This is a genomic window from Moritella sp. 24, from assembly GCF_018219155.1.
Classification (GTDB): Bacteria; Pseudomonadota; Gammaproteobacteria; order Enterobacterales; family Moritellaceae; genus Moritella.
Map to the genome: position 1 here is coordinate 1,069,662 of NZ_CP056123.1, position 18,727 is coordinate 1,088,388.

At 38.5% G+C, this 18,727-nt stretch carries 21 protein-coding genes; 7 read left to right on the top strand and 14 right to left on the bottom strand.

Going from position 1 to position 18,727, the window contains the following annotated elements; genetic code table 11:
- Window positions 1–9: 9 nt before the first annotated feature.
- From HWV00_RS04955 to HWV00_RS21560, 3 genes are all read left to right on the top strand, one after another.
- Window positions 10–621: a LysE family translocator gene (locus HWV00_RS04955; protein ID WP_255554916.1), complete on the top strand. Its 612-nt coding sequence runs from the start codon at window positions 10–12 to the stop codon at window positions 619–621.
- Between the two features lie 161 nt (window positions 622–782).
- The gene (locus HWV00_RS04960; RefSeq protein ID WP_211685033.1) at window positions 783–1,322 is read left to right on the top strand and encodes an acyl-CoA thioesterase; all 540 of its coding nucleotides are present in this window, start codon (window positions 783–785) and stop codon (window positions 1,320–1,322) included.
- A gap of 138 nt (window positions 1,323–1,460) precedes the next feature.
- Window positions 1,461–2,066, top strand: coding sequence for a type II secretion system protein (locus HWV00_RS21560; protein ID WP_304610854.1), 606 nt, complete (start codon window positions 1,461–1,463; stop codon window positions 2,064–2,066).
- Window positions 2,067–2,177: 111 nt separating this feature from the next.
- On the opposite strand, the gene HWV00_RS04970 is transcribed toward HWV00_RS21560, so the two are convergent.
- The 3 genes from HWV00_RS04970 to HWV00_RS04980 all read right to left on the bottom strand — a co-directional run bounded on the left by HWV00_RS04970 (window position 2,178) and on the right by HWV00_RS04980 (window position 5,482).
- Complete coding sequence (locus HWV00_RS04970; protein ID WP_211685034.1) at window positions 2,178–4,007, bottom strand: methyl-accepting chemotaxis protein; 1,830 nt, start codon at window positions 4,005–4,007, stop codon at window positions 2,178–2,180.
- 214 nt (window positions 4,008–4,221) lie between these two features.
- Entirely contained in the window at window positions 4,222–4,902 is a 681-nt protein-coding gene (locus tag HWV00_RS04975) for a hypothetical protein (protein ID WP_211685035.1), read from the bottom strand.
- Between the two features lie 238 nt (window positions 4,903–5,140).
- Window positions 5,141–5,482: a HopJ type III effector protein gene (locus tag HWV00_RS04980; RefSeq protein WP_211685036.1), complete on the bottom strand. Its 342-nt coding sequence runs from the start codon at window positions 5,480–5,482 to the stop codon at window positions 5,141–5,143.
- Between the two features lie 229 nt (window positions 5,483–5,711).
- On the opposite strand from HWV00_RS04980, the gene HWV00_RS04985 reads away from it, so the two are divergent.
- Both HWV00_RS04985 and HWV00_RS04990 read left to right on the top strand, forming a co-directional pair.
- Entirely contained in the window at window positions 5,712–6,254 is a 543-nt protein-coding gene (locus tag HWV00_RS04985) for a hypothetical protein (protein WP_211685037.1), read from the top strand.
- Window positions 6,242–7,111: an NRDE family protein gene (locus HWV00_RS04990; protein ID WP_211685038.1), complete on the top strand. Its 870-nt coding sequence runs from the start codon at window positions 6,242–6,244 to the stop codon at window positions 7,109–7,111. The genes HWV00_RS04985 and HWV00_RS04990 overlap by 13 nt, the downstream gene beginning before the upstream one ends.
- 137 nt (window positions 7,112–7,248) lie before the next feature.
- Here HWV00_RS04990 and HWV00_RS04995 read toward each other — a convergent pair whose 3' ends face one another.
- The 5 genes from HWV00_RS04995 to HWV00_RS05015 are packed head-to-tail and all read right to left on the bottom strand — an operon-like array spanning window position 7,249 to window position 11,167.
- Window positions 7,249–8,424, bottom strand: a complete 1,176-nt coding sequence (locus HWV00_RS04995; RefSeq protein ID WP_211685039.1) for a hypothetical protein — start codon at window positions 8,422–8,424, stop codon at window positions 7,249–7,251.
- On the bottom strand, window positions 8,424–9,332 hold the full coding sequence (locus tag HWV00_RS05000) for a cyanophycin synthetase (protein WP_211685040.1): 909 nt from the start codon (window positions 9,330–9,332) through the stop codon (window positions 8,424–8,426). Before HWV00_RS05000 ends, HWV00_RS04995 begins: the two co-directional genes overlap by 1 nt.
- On the bottom strand, window positions 9,292–10,164 hold the full coding sequence (locus tag HWV00_RS05005) for a hypothetical protein (RefSeq protein WP_211685041.1): 873 nt from the start codon (window positions 10,162–10,164) through the stop codon (window positions 9,292–9,294). Before HWV00_RS05005 ends, HWV00_RS05000 begins: the two co-directional genes overlap by 41 nt.
- Window positions 10,165–10,168: 4 nt before the next feature.
- A complete protein-coding gene (locus HWV00_RS05010) occupies window positions 10,169–10,672 on the bottom strand; it encodes a hypothetical protein (protein WP_211685042.1) in 504 nt (167 codons plus the stop codon).
- Window positions 10,673–10,723: 51 nt separating this feature from the next.
- On the bottom strand, window positions 10,724–11,167 hold the full coding sequence (locus HWV00_RS05015; RefSeq protein WP_211685043.1) for a YHS domain-containing (seleno)protein: 444 nt from the start codon (window positions 11,165–11,167) through the stop codon (window positions 10,724–10,726).
- A gap of 191 nt (window positions 11,168–11,358) precedes the next feature.
- Here HWV00_RS05015 and HWV00_RS05020 point away from each other — a divergent pair, with 191 nt between their 5' ends.
- Window positions 11,359–11,601, top strand: coding sequence for a hypothetical protein (locus HWV00_RS05020; RefSeq protein WP_211685044.1), 243 nt, complete (start codon window positions 11,359–11,361; stop codon window positions 11,599–11,601).
- 18 nt (window positions 11,602–11,619) lie between these two features.
- A complete protein-coding gene (locus HWV00_RS05025) occupies window positions 11,620–12,279 on the top strand; it encodes a DUF2913 family protein (protein WP_211685045.1) in 660 nt (219 codons plus the stop codon).
- A 60-nt stretch (window positions 12,280–12,339) separates the two neighbouring features.
- On the opposite strand, the gene HWV00_RS05030 is transcribed toward HWV00_RS05025, so the two are convergent.
- From HWV00_RS05030 to HWV00_RS05055, 6 genes are all read right to left on the bottom strand, one after another.
- Window positions 12,340–12,825, bottom strand: coding sequence for an ATP synthase subunit I (locus HWV00_RS05030; RefSeq protein WP_211685046.1), 486 nt, complete (start codon window positions 12,823–12,825; stop codon window positions 12,340–12,342).
- Between the two features lie 145 nt (window positions 12,826–12,970).
- Window positions 12,971–14,422 carry a methyl-accepting chemotaxis protein gene (locus HWV00_RS05035; RefSeq protein ID WP_211685047.1) on the bottom strand — a complete coding sequence of 484 codons (1,452 nt, stop codon included), beginning with the start codon at window positions 14,420–14,422 and terminating at the stop codon, window positions 12,971–12,973.
- A 95-nt stretch (window positions 14,423–14,517) separates the two neighbouring features.
- Entirely contained in the window at window positions 14,518–15,081 is a 564-nt protein-coding gene (locus HWV00_RS05040) for a chalcone isomerase family protein (RefSeq protein ID WP_211685048.1), read from the bottom strand.
- 111 nt (window positions 15,082–15,192) lie between these two features.
- The gene (locus tag HWV00_RS05045; RefSeq protein ID WP_211685049.1) at window positions 15,193–15,996 is read right to left on the bottom strand and encodes a hypothetical protein; all 804 of its coding nucleotides are present in this window, start codon (window positions 15,994–15,996) and stop codon (window positions 15,193–15,195) included.
- A 435-nt stretch (window positions 15,997–16,431) separates the two neighbouring features.
- Window positions 16,432–17,616 (bottom strand): DUF5692 family protein, encoded by a 1,185-nt coding sequence (locus HWV00_RS05050; RefSeq protein ID WP_255554917.1) that lies wholly within the window; start codon window positions 17,614–17,616, stop codon window positions 16,432–16,434.
- 70 nt (window positions 17,617–17,686) lie between these two features.
- Window positions 17,687–18,595, bottom strand: coding sequence for a hypothetical protein (locus HWV00_RS05055; protein ID WP_211685050.1), 909 nt, complete (start codon window positions 18,593–18,595; stop codon window positions 17,687–17,689).
- Window positions 18,596–18,727: the final 132 nt, after the last annotated feature.

Here is an 18,727-nt window from a genome sequence, read left to right on the forward strand (position 1 = left end):
TTGGACAATATGATGGCGTTTAATCTTTGGTTAGTATTTTTAGTTGCAGCGGCTGGTTTAGCCATGGTGCCTGGGCCTAATTCTTTATTGGCGTTGAGTCATGGTGCACGTTATGGACATAAACGAACACTGTTTACCATTTGTGGTGGCGTCATGGGTTTTTTAATTTTAATTGCCATTGCGATGTTTGGCTTAGGGGCGGTACTGCAAGCGCAGCCTAATGCGATGACTGCGCTGCAATGGATTGGTGCGGCTTATTTAGTCTGGCTTGGGGTTAAATTATGTTATGCACCCGCTATTGAATTGACCGAGCTTGGAGACTGTAAAATGCAGAGCCCAGCTAACTTATTCCGCCAAGGTTTTTTTGCTGCATTATCAAACCCTAAAGTGCTGCTATTTTTTACGGCTTTTTTAGCGCAATTTATCGAACCACAGAAACCTTTATTACCACAGTTTGTGGTGATTGCGATGACCTTTATTTGTGTTGAATTCTTAGCTGAATACGGTGTTGCACGTATTGCTCATTATATTAGACCTAAGTTAATGCACAGTGGCCAAGTGTTTAACCAGTGCTGTGGAATGCTTTTTATTGTTCTCGGTATATCGATGACACTGGCTTAACGTGTATCACTTTAACCGCATATATAACCCGTACTTATTAGACTCAAGTAGGGTTTATGCATAAAAAGGATAGTAAAAACAACTTTATCGTTACATCTACTTTACATTTAATGAAGCGAGGTCAGTATGTTACTTCTATTTATTTTATGGAAGGGAGTAACATGAATTTATTCTTTAGAATGCTCATTATCATTTTTAGTGCCCGTAAGCAGGATGCAGTGGCACTTGTTAATAAGCGCAGTGATGGTTTTAGAGTATGGTTACATGATCTCGGTTGGCGTGATCATTTACCTAATTATCGTGTCTTTAGTTTTATGGAGTTAGGTCGCTTCGGTATTTGGCATTCTTCTCGACTTGCATTATCTGGCCGTTATGGTTTACGTATGATTGCCGCCCAAGATTTTGTTTATCTAAAACCGATACGCCCATTTCAAGCATTTACGATGACCACTGAAATTTTGAGTTGGGATGAAAAATATTTTTATTATCAGCATCTGTTTTTTTGTGGTGATAAGTTGGTGGCGATTGGGCTCGTTAAAGAAATTGCGTTGAAATCAGGAAAGGCGGTGACACCACTTTCATTATTAACGGCTGATTCTGCGCTTAATGGCTCTGTTATTGATAGTAGTGATGATAAAGCATTGCATCCTGTGGTAGAAAACTGGCTAGCGATGCAAAAAGCGATAAAAGAAAACACGTAGTTTTCCTATTTTATTTATGTAAATAAAATGCAACAATATGTATTAAATGTAGATATTTTATTTCATATTATCGAGAGTGAGTAAAGCGTTATCATCAAGTTAAATAAACTAAAATCGCAGGGGTTCACCCTGATAGAATTGGTCATTGTTATTATAGTGCTGGGTATTCTAGCTGCGGTTGCCATACCTAAATTTATCAATTTACGTGATGATGCGGCAACGGTAACGGGAAGTGAAATACTTGCTTCAGTTCATGATAGCATTAATCTATATCGTTCTGGGTGCATAGTTCGTGGTGGCGATATCGAAGAACCTCTTGGTGATGGTAAAGAAAAATTTGAAATAGATGGAATCCGATCAGGCTATTCAGGGAGTTGTTACCCTGCACTAAAATCAAGTCGAAAAGTATCGAATGCGAATCAATGTTTTGAAATGTTTAACTCGTTATTAGATGCAGGTCAGTTACCCTATATGAAATACAGTTGGACAGAGACAACAGGCAGTTCAAATCAATCTGATATTAATTCAACATTTTTTTCAAAATCACAAACTGAAAATTATAAAGTATTTATTCATCAAGCAGGGACATATCACTCTTATTGCCATTTTTATTATCTTGATGGTGTTGATTTGACAGAAACACCTTATCTTTTTATTGATGGTGAAAATGGAAAAATGGCTCAAGGTGTAACAGATGTAACTGGTGGTGTTAAGTGGGCTGATAGTTTATTACGATATAATTAGTTTATTCCTGTGGTTGATATAAATAAAAAAAGACCGAAGCGATGACTTCGGTCTTTTTGTATCTACGCAATTGATTATGTCACCTATGCTAATAAAACATAGGCAGCATGATTAAACGATATATAAGGCAATAGCTTTATCTAAGCCTTGTGCTTGACTCGCAACCGAACTGGCAGCTTGCGCATTTTCATGGGCGATGTGTGAATTTTCACTGGTAATATCACGAATTGAAGTCACGTTACGACCAATCTCATCTGATACCACCGTTTGTTGCTCAACAGCTGTTGCGATTTGCGTACTGGTATCCATAATCAGTTGCATATCAGACATGATTTGACCAATTTTAGATTCAGCACTGTCTGCTTGCTCAACACTTAATTCACCTTGTTCGTGACAGCGTCCGATATGAAGTACAACCTGACTTGTTTGCTCCTGTAGGGTCGCAATAATACTGGTGATCTCTTCTGTTGATTGACGCGTTCTTAACGCAAGTGAGCGTACTTCATCTGCCACGACTGCAAAGCCGCGACCTTGCTCTCCCGCTCTTGCCGCTTCAATGGCTGCATTCAGTGCGAGTAGGTTGGTTTGCTCTGCAATTGAGCGAATAACATCAAGCACAGAACCAATGTTGTCAGACAGTGATGATAAGTTAGCTATCTCACTACTGGTTTTAGATAAGTCATCAGATAGAACACGAATACGTTCTTTCGTTGCACTCACTTCTGATAGTCCCTCTCTTGCCCCATGATGGCTATTATCCGCATTGCTGGCAGCACTTTCTGTATTGCCTGCAATTTCTCTAATCGTCGAACCCATTTCGGTTATCGCTGTTGCAACAGCATCGGTTTCGGCTTGCTGACGAGCCATTGCTGTTTCTGAATCAACACTGCGATCTTGTAATTGACTTGATGCTGAACCAAGTTCATGAACCGCTTCTTTAACGTTACTTACTAGCTCTCTTAAATTTGTTAATAAGTAATTAAAGTTACCGGCCATCAAAGAGAGTTCATCATTACCTTGTTCATCTGCAACCGCTGTTAAATCATGACTTTTAGCAATGGTGGCCATTAAGTTACTCAGGCTTTGTATACGGCGTTGGATAGAGTTACTGATTAACCAAGATAGCGTAAGTAAGGCGACGATGACGATGATAACCGCAATCATAATAAGCGTCATGGTTTGCTGCTGCTGATTGGCTATTTCAATATTAAGTTGCTGACCAACCTCTTTAAATATGCCCTCAACTTGATGTGAGTACCCTCGCATTTCACCGCGTAGGCCGAGTTCTGGTGTATCACCAATGACATCGTATTGTCTGATGATCTCAGTCATCGTGGCGCGGAAATTGGTATAGCTACTACCAAAATCGAGAGTGAGTTGTTGGTCATACAACTCAAACTTAGCTTGATATTCAAGGTGGTATTCTTGTTTACCTAATAAAGCGAACATTTTAGCTGTCTGGGCAAGATCTGTCGTGATCAAGAGATTGCGGTTGTGTCGGTCTGCAGTTTGTAATAATTGCTTATAGCGATTATTGAGGCGCTTCAGCAATCCTTGTTCAGTACTGAGCCCCAGCGCTCGATAACTGTTAACTAAAGCTATCATGCTACGGTTGTAATCTTCCATAGAGCTTGGCAAGGTAGCAACACTTGGCACGCTAATATTTAGGTTGGTGAGCTCGCCTTCTAATTCACGTAACTCCGTTTGAAATAGCGCGTAGTTAGCTTCAAACTTATCGAGGTACTTGGTATCCCGTCGTAGTAAAAAATCCTTTTCATTACGGCGTAAATTTAGCAGCGTGACTTCGAGTTGTTTAACATCGGTCGCTGCATGGTTAATATTCATCACTTGTTCATTGGCAACCCACGACATGCCAAGTACTAGCAGGAGTGCACTAACTGAAATACCAGTAAGGCCTAATAATTTATCTCTGATTTTCATGTTTAAACATCCTAACTAATTAATATTGCCAACCCTATGGCTAGGTCTATATATTCGGCATATTCAGTAATATCTTTAATGAAATATCAGCCTCAGCAGTGCTATATGGATGCTTAAGCTATAAAGATGTTTAAAGTTAGAAGGTTATAAATTACAAAAGTGAAAATTTATTTTCATAAAGAGACATGATGATGTGTGCCTAGCTTGTCTTTTTTTAATCATAACGATTAAATTCGATTTCGAATAAACAAGTATCTAGACCCGCGGGTAGATTTAATAATAAGCGGTCGGTATTAAGCTCAAATTCAATTTCATGAAATTGGATCGCATCAAGAAGATTGAGTTTATCTGCAAATAATAATAATCCAGTACTGACTAGTGTTGCATAATTATATTGCTGTGAGGTTGCATCAGCGGTTTCCATAATCGTTTTAAAGGTGTCTAAAAAAAGTAAGAGTAGCTGTTCTTGTGAGTTGTCTTTGTAAGATTCTTCAAGTTGAATAAATTGCGAATAGGTGAGTGTGAATTGGTGATCAAAATTACGGATGTTAATACTCACGGTATCTTCTTTTTTATTATCATTGAAATTGATAAAGCGAGCAAAACTGTCGCTCTTCACATCAATTAAAAAACTGACATTGATATCGCGATATGTCGATTTTTTAATTGCGTCAACACTAATACCGTCATCATTTAAAGCACTCACATGATAGTTGAGTATCGCGTTTATTAACTCATTTTTATTTACCCCAGCATGCAGCATTTGCTGATATGTATCGGCAAGGTGGATTCCTGCAATGTCTGATGATTGCTTTTGGTAATTATCACTGTTGATGAAAGAGGCGATCACTTGCTTTGAAAATTCAAAGTCAAAACCATTTAAATGAATAAACATATCAACTCCTTGCTAGCAGTTTGCTAAACCGGGGAGAAATAACGCAGTTGTTATAAGTATAACGGGTTATGTTTAGTTAGTAAGATAGATTAATCATTGTGAATTAAGTGAGATAAAAGAGTGTTAATTTAGAAAATGGTGAGCAATAAAGATAGGGTATTCATTGTTATATAACATGAGAAAATGAGCAGAGAAAGTAAGGATTTCTCTGCGTCAGCTTAATGTGTATTAATTCACATTATTTTAATTTTAGTGGTAGCGTTTCAAATTGAATGCCAGACCAGCCTGTGCGCATGAAATAACGGATGTTGGCATGATCATCACCATCTGGGTTATTTAGTACGTCATCACGGTAATAAGCACCGAAACATTCTAGCATTTGCTGCTTAGTGAATTTGTTTAAACGACCTAATGCAAATAATTTGCATGAGCCTGTATTTTCTGTTGCTTCGTTTACTAGGTAGCCATTGTAAAATTTAGTGGGAGTGAAATCATAGCTTGCATCAATAACAGCAATGACATCATCGAACTGAATAGTAGTTGGCTGTGCTGTTAGTTTGTTTAAAAAATCATTTAACATGGAGTGTCCCATTAATTTAAAGTATTTGCTATCTTCCCCTAATTTATCATAAATGTTAGTTAAATGAGTAATAATTTACCAATTAGTTTCAATGTTCACCTATTTATACCAAAAAAACAGAATGATATGGTACGCTTTCTCACTCAAATTGTGATTTTTTTGTGATAAGTCAAACCTAGTATTTGATGTATGCTTTACTTAGAAATAAGCGGTAATAAAAGGACTGATTATGGTCATAGATCTAGTTGAACAATTTAGGAAAGTAATTAAAGGAAATATAGAGGGGTTAGATCAAGGTGTCGCCTTACTGACTTCGATGACAAACGAACAGTATTGTATGTGCGCAAAACCTTATATTAATAGCAGTATTGGTGAACACTTACGCCATGTATTGGATCTCTATTATGCGCTAAAAAGTAATGTCGATATGATTGATTATGATATGCGTCGTCGTGGTGCGTTAGTTGAATCTTGTCGTATGACTGGTTTGTCTGAATTAGAACAAGTTAAAACTTGGCTACTCACATTAGACCCAGATATGATGAATAATAAAGTGATCATGTCTACAGAAGTGTCTGTGGTTGATACGTTAGTCGTACAGGTCGAAACATCATTAATTCGTGAGTTGATATTTGTCAGTATGCATGCCATTCACCATTATGCGTTAATGGATGTATCTGCTAAATTCTGTGATTTTGATACGCCGAAAAATATGGGGTTTGCTCCTGCAACACTCACGGCGTTAAGGAATGATTCATCATGTGTACAGTAAGTTGGTTGTTGGCAAATGATGGTTATCAGGTTTTCTTTAATCGAGATGAACAAAAGGGACGGGCATTAGCGCATTCACCTAAATACTTTAATGATCTTGGGATCAAATATTTAATGCCTGTAGACCCTGTTGGTGGGGGAAGTTGGATCGCGATGAATCAATCTGGTTTATCGATATGCTTACTGAACTATTATCAAGAAAAGCCCCCCGAGAAAGATTTAATCAGTCGTGGTTTATTAGTTAAGTCATTAGTGAGCCATACCTCGTTGACTAAGATCCGTTATGCACTAAATAAGCTGCCTCTACAGCGTTATGCTGCATTTACATTGTTGGTATTTCCAAGTCACTTAACGGCGCAAACAGGTGATGTTTATGCGGTACGTTGGGATGGTCATGCGTTAACAACAATAAAGGCGATATCACCTATGGTGTCATCATCTGTTGCCTTGACTGAAGTGACAAATTATCGAGAAGATCACCATAATTCGATTTTATTACAGCATCAGGTTTTGTTTTCCGGAGAAGGTTGTAATGATGATATTGAAGCGAAAGAACCCCTTATTTTAACTGACGTTGATCCCGTTGAAGACAGCATTATTGAATTGACGAATCAGCGCTGCATTGATGATAAAAATAGCGTAGCACTCACGCGATTCCATGCCAGTCATGAACCGTCACCGTCTTATCTCTCTGTTTGTATGCATAGAGAGGATGCGCACACAGTCAGTTTTACGCATCTTATTGCGACGCGTAAGCAGCTTAAAATGAACTATGTTTGTGGTTGTCCGTGTTCATCTAAGCAACATAAGTCTTACGCTTTGTATCCACAGCGAGAAACTTACGTCGAAGTTGTTTGATATAGATATTAATGGCTCGCTAAGGCGATTAGCTGCTAACTAAATCAAAGCCGTATTACCTTGAAAGGTGATAAGGCTTTGTTGTTTATGCACCTGTTGCTGTAGCGAGTTCAGGAACGGTTATAATGCGAGATATGTTATGAGCTTAAAACATTGTTGTTTACCGGTGTACTGGTTTGTTGGTAAAGCACATAAACAATAATGAGTGGTAATACACCCCAGTAAATTTGGCTTAAGCTGAATACTGTAAGGTTAAGCGTTACGGTTAACGCAGTAAAAAAGAGGACAATACCAAGTTGAGAATAAAGACTCTTGCTGACTAAATAGTGATAATTTGCCTGCTGTTTTGCTTTGTCGTAAAAACGTTTATTAAAATACAAACGAAATAACGCTGTCGCAAATGCAATACTGAGCAAACCTAAACCGATTGCAAAACTGCCCCAATCTGGAGATATCCAACCACGCATCAGCCAACCACCAAGATAAAGTAATGTTGCTACTTGGTATAATCGATATTGTGATTGTTTATCGATAGTATTTTTAATGAAATAAAAGATGAATGCTAATGCCAGAGAGAGTGCTATTACCGTTAAGCTAAATTGGCTGGTATCACTGTTGGTTAAATGGAAAATACTCACTACCCATAAGTAGCTTTCAAGGTATAAAAAAGGCCCATCAACCAGAAAAACTATTTTATCTCGAATACTAATATTAGATTTAGCCTGCTGGTGGTCACTGCGTTCATAAACGAATGTCTGTGTTGTGAGTGAGGTAAATGCCATTACACAGAAAGCTAGAGCCGCTATTATGCTTAACGTAAAGATAACCCAAGGTTGTGTTTGCATAAAATAGCCACCAAACAAGATCCCCAGTTTTAAGCTCAGTCCTAATATAAGTTGTAAATTACCAAATAATCGACCGGTATTATTACTGCCACTGATGCTGTTGAAGAGAACACGCTGCATCATCCAATAGCTGCAATTAAATAATCCGTTCAGCAAACCCAGTATCATTAAGTGCGTATCGGCGACATGAAATAACGCGATATAAATGAGACTGATCTCTAAAACGAAAGAGAGAGCAATGAGTGTGCGCCAGTACCCTCGAATGAATAAATGGTGCCATCCCCATAACGCCAAAATATAACCAACACCAGTCCAAGCGATAAACTCAGTGAGTGGGGCCAGCGTTTGATATTGCAGCCAAATAAGAATGGGAAGATAGAAGGGCAGCAAGCCAATCACAAAGCTGTGAATGGCTGAGAACAAAGTAAAATAGCTGGCAGGTGCCAGCGTCGGTACGGAGCGAGACATTAGAATATGTCTGCTTGTTGATTTGTTGAGACCGTAATTAAACCAAGGTGCTCAGAGAGATCATCTGCTTGTCCATAACGTGGGAAGTTATGCATATTTAGATAAGGGCGCGAGTTTACTTCGAGGAAGATTAACTTTTGCTCACGCGCATCATGTTCAATACCTTGTTCCATGATCACATCGATACCTAAAATTTCGGCATCAAACAGGTCTAATACCTTTGCAAATAATTCATTATTATAAGCAGGGATAAGATCACGTTGTATTGTTTCAACGACACCACCGGGTGCTAGGGATATACGATAAAACAGTTCAACTTGTTGTTCAGTATCTGGGATCGAAGATAATGTTAAACCTTGTTTTGCAAGATAATTAATTGTTTGCTTACCTTGTGAAATAGGATTGTTACACGGGTATAATCCCATTTTTTCACGCACGTTATTTTCTGTGTTTATCAAGGTGCTGATTGTGTTTACGCCGTCACCTTTTACAAATGCAGGGTAGCGTTGTAAAACAGAGATAACACCTGACTTCGTAATTACGACGCGATAATTTTTACCTTGTAGGTACTGTTCAACGACTGTTGTTGGCCACCATAATTTAGCAAAAAAGATAGCACGCCAAAGTTCTTTATAATTACGGATAGGAAAATGGCTACCACGAGAGAAACCACTTACATTCGGTTTGATGACTAATGGAAAACCATGTTCTTTCGCAAATTTAACCGCAGTGAAAGGATTAAAAAAGATCGCGCCTTGAGCATGAGGAATATTCCCTTCAGCAAATTTATCACGAGCTTGTTTTTTAGAGCGGCAACCGCGGCGAACTTCAAGGCTGTTATAATTGCTGCAACCGCCCATGAATTTGCTACTGATCCATTTGTAGATTACTTGTTTTATTAGTTTCATCTTGATTCAAAATCCTTGTATGACGACCCCGTTTGGCGGCGATCAACTTATTAAAAAATATACCTTGCGTTACTTTTGTGCTGTTTAGCTGTTGCGCTAATTGAGCAAGAGAATGCGTGGTTTTATACAGTAACTGGTATTTCTGCAATCGGGTCAAGTTGTAGCTTAATAGACTTAAAGGCATCGGGACGTAGAGATTAACCTCGACTAATTTAAACTGTCGTTGTAGCAGTTCCACCAATGAATCTGCTTTTAAACTATATCGTGCAATCGTAAAGTCACCCATACGACTTAACTCTTGCCACAAGGCTTGTTGCTCTGTGGAAGAGAGCTGTTCTGTAATATCCTGATATTGGGTTTCGGTATTATAAATACCATTAACCGGAAATTTATCAGTGCTGCTGTTAATGACCTGCGTTATCGACATGACCGAAAATTGATTGGCTTGTTGAGGATCTTTAACAACAAATACTTCAAATTCAATACTGCCTGTTGCTGCCTCTTGAATTAAATAGTTTTGAACCTGATAACCAGGGCTTTCTCGTAATGCTTTAAGCTCAGCATAATTATGGATACAGCTGACGCCTGTTGAATTTTGTCCCCATTCTGGTTTTGCGAATACAGGATAATGTTCAGGCAGTACGTCAGTGTTGTCAATATACTGATTTAAACGCCATTCAACAGGTGTAATGGCATCTAAATCTTGCTTTGAGAATATCTTTTTTGTGTTATTAAAATACCGAGCGTTAAGCTGAAAGTAACGCCATGGGATAGTCAGAAAGCGAAAGCAAAATACGAGATAATGTAATATTAATAATCCACGTATAATCATATGATTACTCTGCTTTAATTAATTTTAAGTTAATAGCGCATAACACTAAGCCTAAAATTAAGATTGAAAATGCTGCCATGAATAATGAACCGCCATCACTTTTACCTTCATGTAGTACTTCAATTCCCAGTGGTGTAAACAGGTGGAAAAATACGGCTCCGGCCATAATACCTGAAGATACTAACCCACCGACTGCGTGTATTTTTGAACGTAATATTGCGCTACTTTGACCTGACATTTTATCTTTTACTAACAAAACTAAAGGACTGAGTAATAGTAAACTTGTTGCTAACTCCGCACTACCCACAACAATAGCACCGTATTGAGCAAAGAAAGAGCCTAAATCGACAGATAAGGTCGTTGCCATCCACGAACCGATTGTAGAGAAAATATGCATTGTATCTGGGTGGCCAGAAAACTTATACGGGATAGATGTGAGAAAAACCTTTGCTATCCATAGAACGATAATCCAGCTCACTGCAGTGTAAATACGTTTTTGTGTTGGCATATTAAGAGTCCTTTTAATTATATTTTATAGTATCACTCAGTTTATTATTCTTTAGTTTAATACGTTAGGCCAGTTTTGGTTTGCTTTTTCTATGAAATCTAGTTTGTTTTCTAACCATTGGTTTTTAATATCGGCGCTGTAGTTTAAATAAAGCTTACCGTCTTCAATTGTCCACTGTGTCGGATCTGAAGATGCGGTATCATTATTCGCTACTGCATAGGCACAATAACCACCGTATTGTGGTGCATATTTTTCAGGATCTTGTTTGAATAAAGCAAGGTGTTGGCTGTTACTAAAATACCAATCTTCACCTTTATATTCGAAACTGAATTTTTTTAAACCTTTAACTGCTTTTGATTGGGTGAAATAAGCAACGGTATCGTAGCCACTTACCGCTTCACTGCTAAAATAACCTGTATAAATAGGCGCTTTTGCAAAACTGTTAAATGAGAATACTAGGCTGCTGATAACTAATAATTTTATTATATATTTCATCTCGGTTCATCCTGCTGCGTTGAGTTGATCTAGTTATGTATGTACTAGGTGTTGTATATACTATAGCGGTAATTAGATTTATAATTATCACGAAGTTATCACAATTTAATAGCAAAAAAGAACACTGTGTTTATTTTTGCTCTGTTCGTATCCACTCTTTATTGTTTATAGTTTTTATTAAAGGTAGTTTTATGGATTTTTATACATTGGCCTTAGGTCTATTTATGTTGTGCCATGGTAGTTATATTTTATTAACGCGAGCGAAAGCAAAACATCAAAAAGCGCGTTTAGACTTTATGATTAAAGCACTAGGTCGACCATTTGGTTTTACCATTTATTCTCTTATTTATGTCATCCTACCAATTGGTTTTGGTGCATATATATCGTACGCAGGTATCAATAATGTGCCCCTGAGCGCATTATTTGCTGGTTAAAAGTTTTTAGGAACAAACATGTCTGAACAAGAAAAATCATATAATATTAATATGTTGAAGTTAGTTAGAGAGGGCTTATCGGCGCTTTCTGATGCTCAAGAACAAAAACGTAGTTTACAAAATCCAGTATCTGAAACACACTTTCTGGGTAACTGGATTATCACTGCGTTAAAAGAAAAGCGTTTTGATATTATATTAGCGGGTGATTTAAATCTTTGGTTGCAAGAAAGCCGCACTTTAGGTCCTAAAGCTGACTTCAAACTACGTTTTGAGAAAATTGAACGAGTGTATACGCAGATTTGCGAACTGGAATATAAAAATTTAACTCAGTTTATTTTAGAAGACATTTTGACTGAGCTTGATAACGAAGGCTGGTTGATCGAAACAGAAAGTAACGTCACGCCTAAGTTTAAATTAAGCTCAAGTGGTGAAAATTCACTGGTTATTTGTGCTGAAGTTTATGATCGTGCTTTTTCTGATACTGATGGCGTATTAGAAAGTCCACTTTCAGTCTTTATTCGTCATGGTGATCAAGCATTTATTGATAAAATGTTCTCACATGGCTACTTGGTATTTGGTTCGACTAATCGTTCGATTGTGAAACGTCATAATCGTTATATATTACGTCCGTTTAATCATGCTAAAAAGCTCGCGATTTTACCGACATTAGCAGACTAAGTATGGCGGGTTAATAGCGCGTGTTATTAACCCGTATAATACAGGGGATTGAACTTGTGATTATCCCTGTATTAGTTGTTCTTTTGAATGATGTGCTTGCATGCTGTCTTTATTTGCCACTTCAGGTTTGTTCGTTACGTTAGGTTTTGCTGTAACAAACTGCTCTGGTAATGGTTTCAATAAGCTGAATATTTGTGAAAACATCACAATAACAAAGGTGATAAATAAATTAAAATGTTGGATACCGGGCAAGGGTAATATAACGCTAAACAACATAAATACGAGGGCAAATTTACAAGCATGACCAAGGATCATAAAAGTATTTGCACGCATAAGATTTTTAGAGCCGATATATAAAAATGAGAGTCGAGTAAAAATATATTGTGGTACTAAAAAGATCATACCTCCCAGCGCAGCAGAACGTGCAGACTTTTGGTCTTCACCTAAGTAAGTTGCTGACACAACAAATAATACTAGTAACAACTGACCTAAAATGAGTTTTAGTGCATAACCTCTGATGGCTAATTCATATGCATTATGTGGCATTTACAACATCCCCCTCCAACTCTGTTTAAATGAATTATATCACCCCATTTTACCTTTTTATCCTCCTCTATGCACAGCTAATCTTTGATTAAGTGATGCAAAATAGTGTAAAGAAATAATATTTATCGCTAATTACTTATTACCATTAAGATAATTCGATGACCGTGTTTAGATCTCCGGCCAGCGTTTTTAAAATGACGACTTGTTGTGATAACTGAGTGCCTTGAGTTGCAACATATTCAGAGACTTGATTTGTTTTATCAACACCCTCGGCGACATCTTGGCTGGCAAGGTTTAGCTCTAATAAAACATCCACTTGTTTTGCCATTATCTTTGCAAGCTCTTGCACATCGGTAAGTGTGCCGCCAACGTGATGAATAATTTCGGATAGTTCAGTCACTGTGCCTTTTATTACGATTTGTCCTTTGTTCACTTCGTTTGAACTCCGTTCAAGTAGTTGCCTTATTTCACGAGCAGCTTTATTACTTCGAGCAGATAATTCCCTTACTTGATCTGCGACCACGGTAAAACCACGGCCTTGTTCGCCTGCTCGTGCTGCTTCTATGGCGGCGTTCAGAGCTAATAAGTTGGTTTGCTCTGCTATTGAAGTGATGAGGTCAGCAACGACAACCATTTCTTGATTACTATGTAAAATATGGCTGATGGCGTCTGTAGATGCGGTCAGAGATGAAGCACTCGTTTGGGCCTGATTGTTAATGTGTTCACTACGCTGCTGTAATTCTTCAACAAACTGTGCAGACTGTTGAACATCTAGTGTCATTTTTTTCAGGCGGTTCGTCATTTTTTCTGCGGCGTTAGCTTGTGTATCGCAGGTGATATTCAGTTCATCAACGTGATGGTAGAGTTCATTCGATTGTTGTGACAGTTGCTCTGCGACGTTTGTTAATTGGTTCGCGTTATCTCCGGCTAACATTAATACTCGACTTAGATTCTGTTCTTCTTTTTGTGCATTTTCTGCGGCTGTTTGGCTTTCTTGTTGTGCGAGTAAAGACATCATCGTTGATTTTTGGCGTTGTTTTGCAATATACGCTTGGGCAATACAAATAATAACGAGGGGAACCATAATACCTGACCACGTTTCACCGACACTACCTGATTGAGATAAGACTAAATTAGGTAAATCGATGTTATTTACAGATTGATTGACCATCCAAGCTGTGGCTGCGATCACCACACCACTCCAACATATTGCCATTGTTAGACCTGCTGTGAGGAAAAAAGAAATGATGAGCAGAGGAACCCAAAATGCTTGTGGAGAGGCTATCACGCCACCTGTTTGATAAACCAAATTTAGCGCGTTAATCACCATGCCTGCAAAGCCAATATGCAGGGCTAGATTAATGCTTTTAAATAAACGTAATACCAGTGCGGCAATGAGTTCTGCACTGGTGAGGAGGAGGGCGGTATAGATCAGCGCCTGGTGATCATGGTTATACCATTTTACAAAACTATAAATCCCGGTAACGAACGACAGTAACGTAAAAAAAAGGATGATTTCAACGCATTGATGTTGATTGTCATCCCAATCATTTTGTACTGGAAAAAATAGGGTTCGCCATAGTGAAAATGGGTTCATGGTCTTGATTCCTTGATGCGTCTCGTATTCGGGGCGTTTGTCGAGAGGGTAGGAAGGCTGCCAAGTTAGATTGGCAGCCGATATTTAATTTTGAACTAGCTATTAAGCATGTCTTCTTTTAGTGACTTATCGGTTGGTTTTTTACCTAACCAGATAGCGAGTACTGTTTTTCTAAAGTCTTCACCGGATGTGATAGACAGAAATTCGCCATTTTTATAACTAATTAACCCTTCGTCAGGCACACTCAATAATGTAAATTGATCGCCTTCTTGGATTGGATCAGCAAAGGTATTAATAAAGTCTTTTATTTTTGCATCTAGATTATGTTCTTGTCCTGCGGTTGCAAGTTCGAAGCCTTCTTGCATTGCGTTGATCATTTTTTCTGATGTGATCATGCTTGACGTAATATTCAAGCGAATCGCAACGGCTTCTGTGCTGTTGATTACCGCTTCGCCTTTATGCATTTGTTCGCTGGTAAACAAGGATCCAACATATAAATCAATAAAAAATTTACTACGAATACCAGCACCATTAAATTGTAAATTTTCACCTTGTGGTGTGATGCTGTCTGGAACGCTTACGCCTGAAATTTCAGTTGCAGCCATAACACTGCTACTCATCATTAATAGGGTTGATAGTACTAACGCCTTTTTTTTCATTGCATTATCCCTGAATGTATTTTTATTTGGCTATGTGATTAAGGCTATATCTCGAATTGAATGTCGATATAGCCTCTGTTTTCTACTTAAATTAACGGGGTATAAACTGAATTAGAATGCGTAGTTATAACCAACCGCGAAGCTATCATCAGTATCATCGCTATCATCACCGCGATAAATTAAGGTTACATTTTGACGGTCAGTAAACTGATAACCAATAGTCAGATCGTATTTAGAGTTAGCCATTTGTAAACCACCATCCCCAACTGCGTCACTCCATGATTTACCTTGAATGTCTGTTGTGTAAGAGTAACTACCTAATGCCCATAATTGGTCTGTAATTGCATAACGGGCGTAAACCATACCGGTTACGATTGCTGAGGAAACATTAATACCTTCACTTGAATAATTGCTATCGCGAGGGGTAAGAGGGCTATCTCCGTTGTTTTCAACAAATACACCTCCAACATAAACAATAGGCCAAATTAAGAAGCTGTCACCCACTGGAATAGTCATGTTTGGACCGGTTTGTACGACAGTCATATTTCCAAAGAAAGGGTGTTCAGCATTAATTGCATCAATTGACCAACCTAAACCATTTTGAGTATTAATAGTACCCCAACGTAAACGATAAGATCGTGCACTTACTTCGTCACCTGTGACGTCGTGAATTGTGTCTGCGTGCTCATCAAGCATATTTTTAGCTTCAAAAATGACACCTGTTTTTTGTGTATCTGTGCTTGAAAGCATCAACATGCCTTTAAAGTCTAATCCAGCATCACCGTAAGCAAGACCTAGCGTGGTATATACGTCTGTTGGATCTGACATGTCGATGTCAGCTTTCGCTTCTTCAGCGACTGCCATTGCTGAAGACATAGAGGTTAAAATTGCAAGAGTTATAATTGTTTTTTTCATAATTGACTCCGTTGGTCATTATTTTTTAAAATAAGATATTTATGATTTATTTATGATTTATTTATGATTTATTTATGATTTATTTATGATTTATTTATATAGAGTCTTTTGCTCTTTTATTTGCAAACCGTATTCTAAATCGATAATTTATCTTTTATAAATAATGACTTGGAATCTTTGTTTGCTATAGAGTATTAGCTCTAACTTGGGTTTATAGTATTCTTTTTTAAGCTTGTGTTACGTGATTTTTGTCACGTAATACATTTTAATTAACACTAAATGGGTATTTGTTTTAACTGTGTGCTTTAGGTCGCTATTTGGCTTTGTAAGCTAAAAACAGGCGCACGAAAGCCTTACGCTTATTTGGTAATGATTGGGTTTTAAGCAAATATAGCCCCTGTATTTCAAGGCTATATTTGTGCTTAATAGTGCGTGTTATATAGCAGCTTTAGTCAGTTTACGTTGTTGCCATTTTTTGCTGAAGAAGATGTAAGCGTAGACACTATTGATAATGAAACTCGCAGCACCAGCGGCAAGCATTAGCTCGTCATTACGTGGCATTGCAATAACATTACTTTCGTACATCGCAGGGTTCGTGAAGTAATACATAAATGAACCTGCAAGTGTAAATGCACGGGCTTGTAACCAAGTGCCTTTTTTGATGAATAGGGCAGGCAGAGTTGCTGATATCAATACCATCAATTGCGCCGTGGCAGAACCGGGGAAGTTTAAGTATACAAAAACAATATTCCATACATCGTATGCGATGATCCAGAAGGTTGTCATTGCAGGCCAAACCATGTCTCGTTCTTTGGTCTTATCTGCTTGAATACTAAGCCAACCTGTTAACGTGATAATAGATAAGATACCACCAATCGCATTCAGTACATTCGCAGCGTTGCCCATACTGAAATCTTGCATCACGGCTTCAGAGATATTAATGGCGAGGAATGCAGCGGCACCAAATTTGGCCCATTTCATATTCCCGATTTTGGTAAATCGTATCAGGGTGAATAATGCAGCGGCACCAACAACGGAATACAGTTTTACCCATTTAAACCAGTAGGTCACTTCATAGCTAGACCATAGTGGGATAAGTACAATCGGTAAGATGAAGAAAAGTAAGTAGTTACTCCATACTACGCGACGGCATAGTTCGTTAAGTAGCATCAGACCCAATAATATGAAAATTACATGGCTATAAGAGCGATATTCATACCATTTATGAATAACAAACGAATCACCGTCAAGATTAAACTTAACGCGATCATCTGCGTAAAAAGTCAGTGTTGCGCCATCAAAATCAGTGATTTTTGAATTAGCGTAACTATTGATAATGATACGGTTGCCTTCTTGTCTCCAAGTCTGTTGCCCACTGTGGTTAAAGCCACCAGATTGCTTGATCACTTGAACTTGGTTGTTATCAGAAAACTCGAAGCGATAGAGCATACTGCCTTCGCCAGGTTTACCATCTCGGGTGCCTTGCCAGACGGTGTCTGTGACATCGGTGACGTAAGTCATGTCATTATTCACTGTGGTTGCGTTGACGCCGCCAGCACTGAGCATGAGTAGCAATGCGAACATCGCCATAAATGCAGAGTTAATCCTATTCTTCATCATGTTACTTCTCTCTATTATTCGGGTCAGGGATAGCGCCCACACGGTGAACGCTATTTGTTAATGGATATCATCAGGCGTTTGCTAACTTTCCTTTCTGAGTCGGATTTAATTCAGTACCTGCGTATTCACTAATTAATGGTTGGTTTTCACCACAAGGTGGCTCGCCAGTTGGGTTGTTACGTTTTTTATTGAAGTACCAAATTGCGAATGGAACATGCAATACAAGGTTAGCCGCACCCCAGAACCACAGTACTTGATCATTTGCCCAGCTAGATGAATCCATGACCGGAGAGAAAATATCGCCGTTTGCACGTACAAGGATGTGGAATGCCAAGGTATATACACGAGCGATGATGTATAGCTCTGGTCGACCCTTGATGAGTGGATATAGCTCTGCTGCCATTAAGATACAGAACGAACTTGCGAAGAAGCCTGGGTTTTCACCGAATACGAAAGCGAGGTTCCATGTTGTATAGAGGAAGTTCCATGCTGCTGTTGAGTAGAAAAGCAGATCGTTAGGTTTATCACGACCGATCACCCAATACATACGCTCGCCATTTTTGTAGCGTGGGAATGGGATGGTGATACACAGGATCACACCACAGATCGCGTTGAAGTAATTCGCAGTTGCAAAGTCTTTCGCGGTTGCTTCAGCGATGTTAAGGAAAAGCACGGCATAAAGTACTTTTAAGACCCAGTCGCCACGGAAGAATGATAAAAACTTATTTGGATTATCTTGATATAGCCACGCAATTCGCGCACCACCAACAATAATCGCTGTTGGAATCAGCACACTGACAGTTTTAGCCCAGCGGAACCAGCCATCTAAGTTTTCAGCCCATAATGGGGCAGTTAATAATGATAGCAACCAAAAGGCTGCGGTTAGTTTTGGTGTGCGGCGCATGCCTTCGACCATCAAGATGAGAAATAATATGTAGCCACTCATGGATACAACATATTGCCAAACAGGAATATTCATAATACCTCCAATAACTTTCTATAATGTCATAATCAGGTTTTAGAGTAATAGCTCTAAGATGGGTCGATCATACCTATTTGGAGTTATCTTTTAAACGGCGTTGATCACGATCTTTAAACAGATGAGCGATAA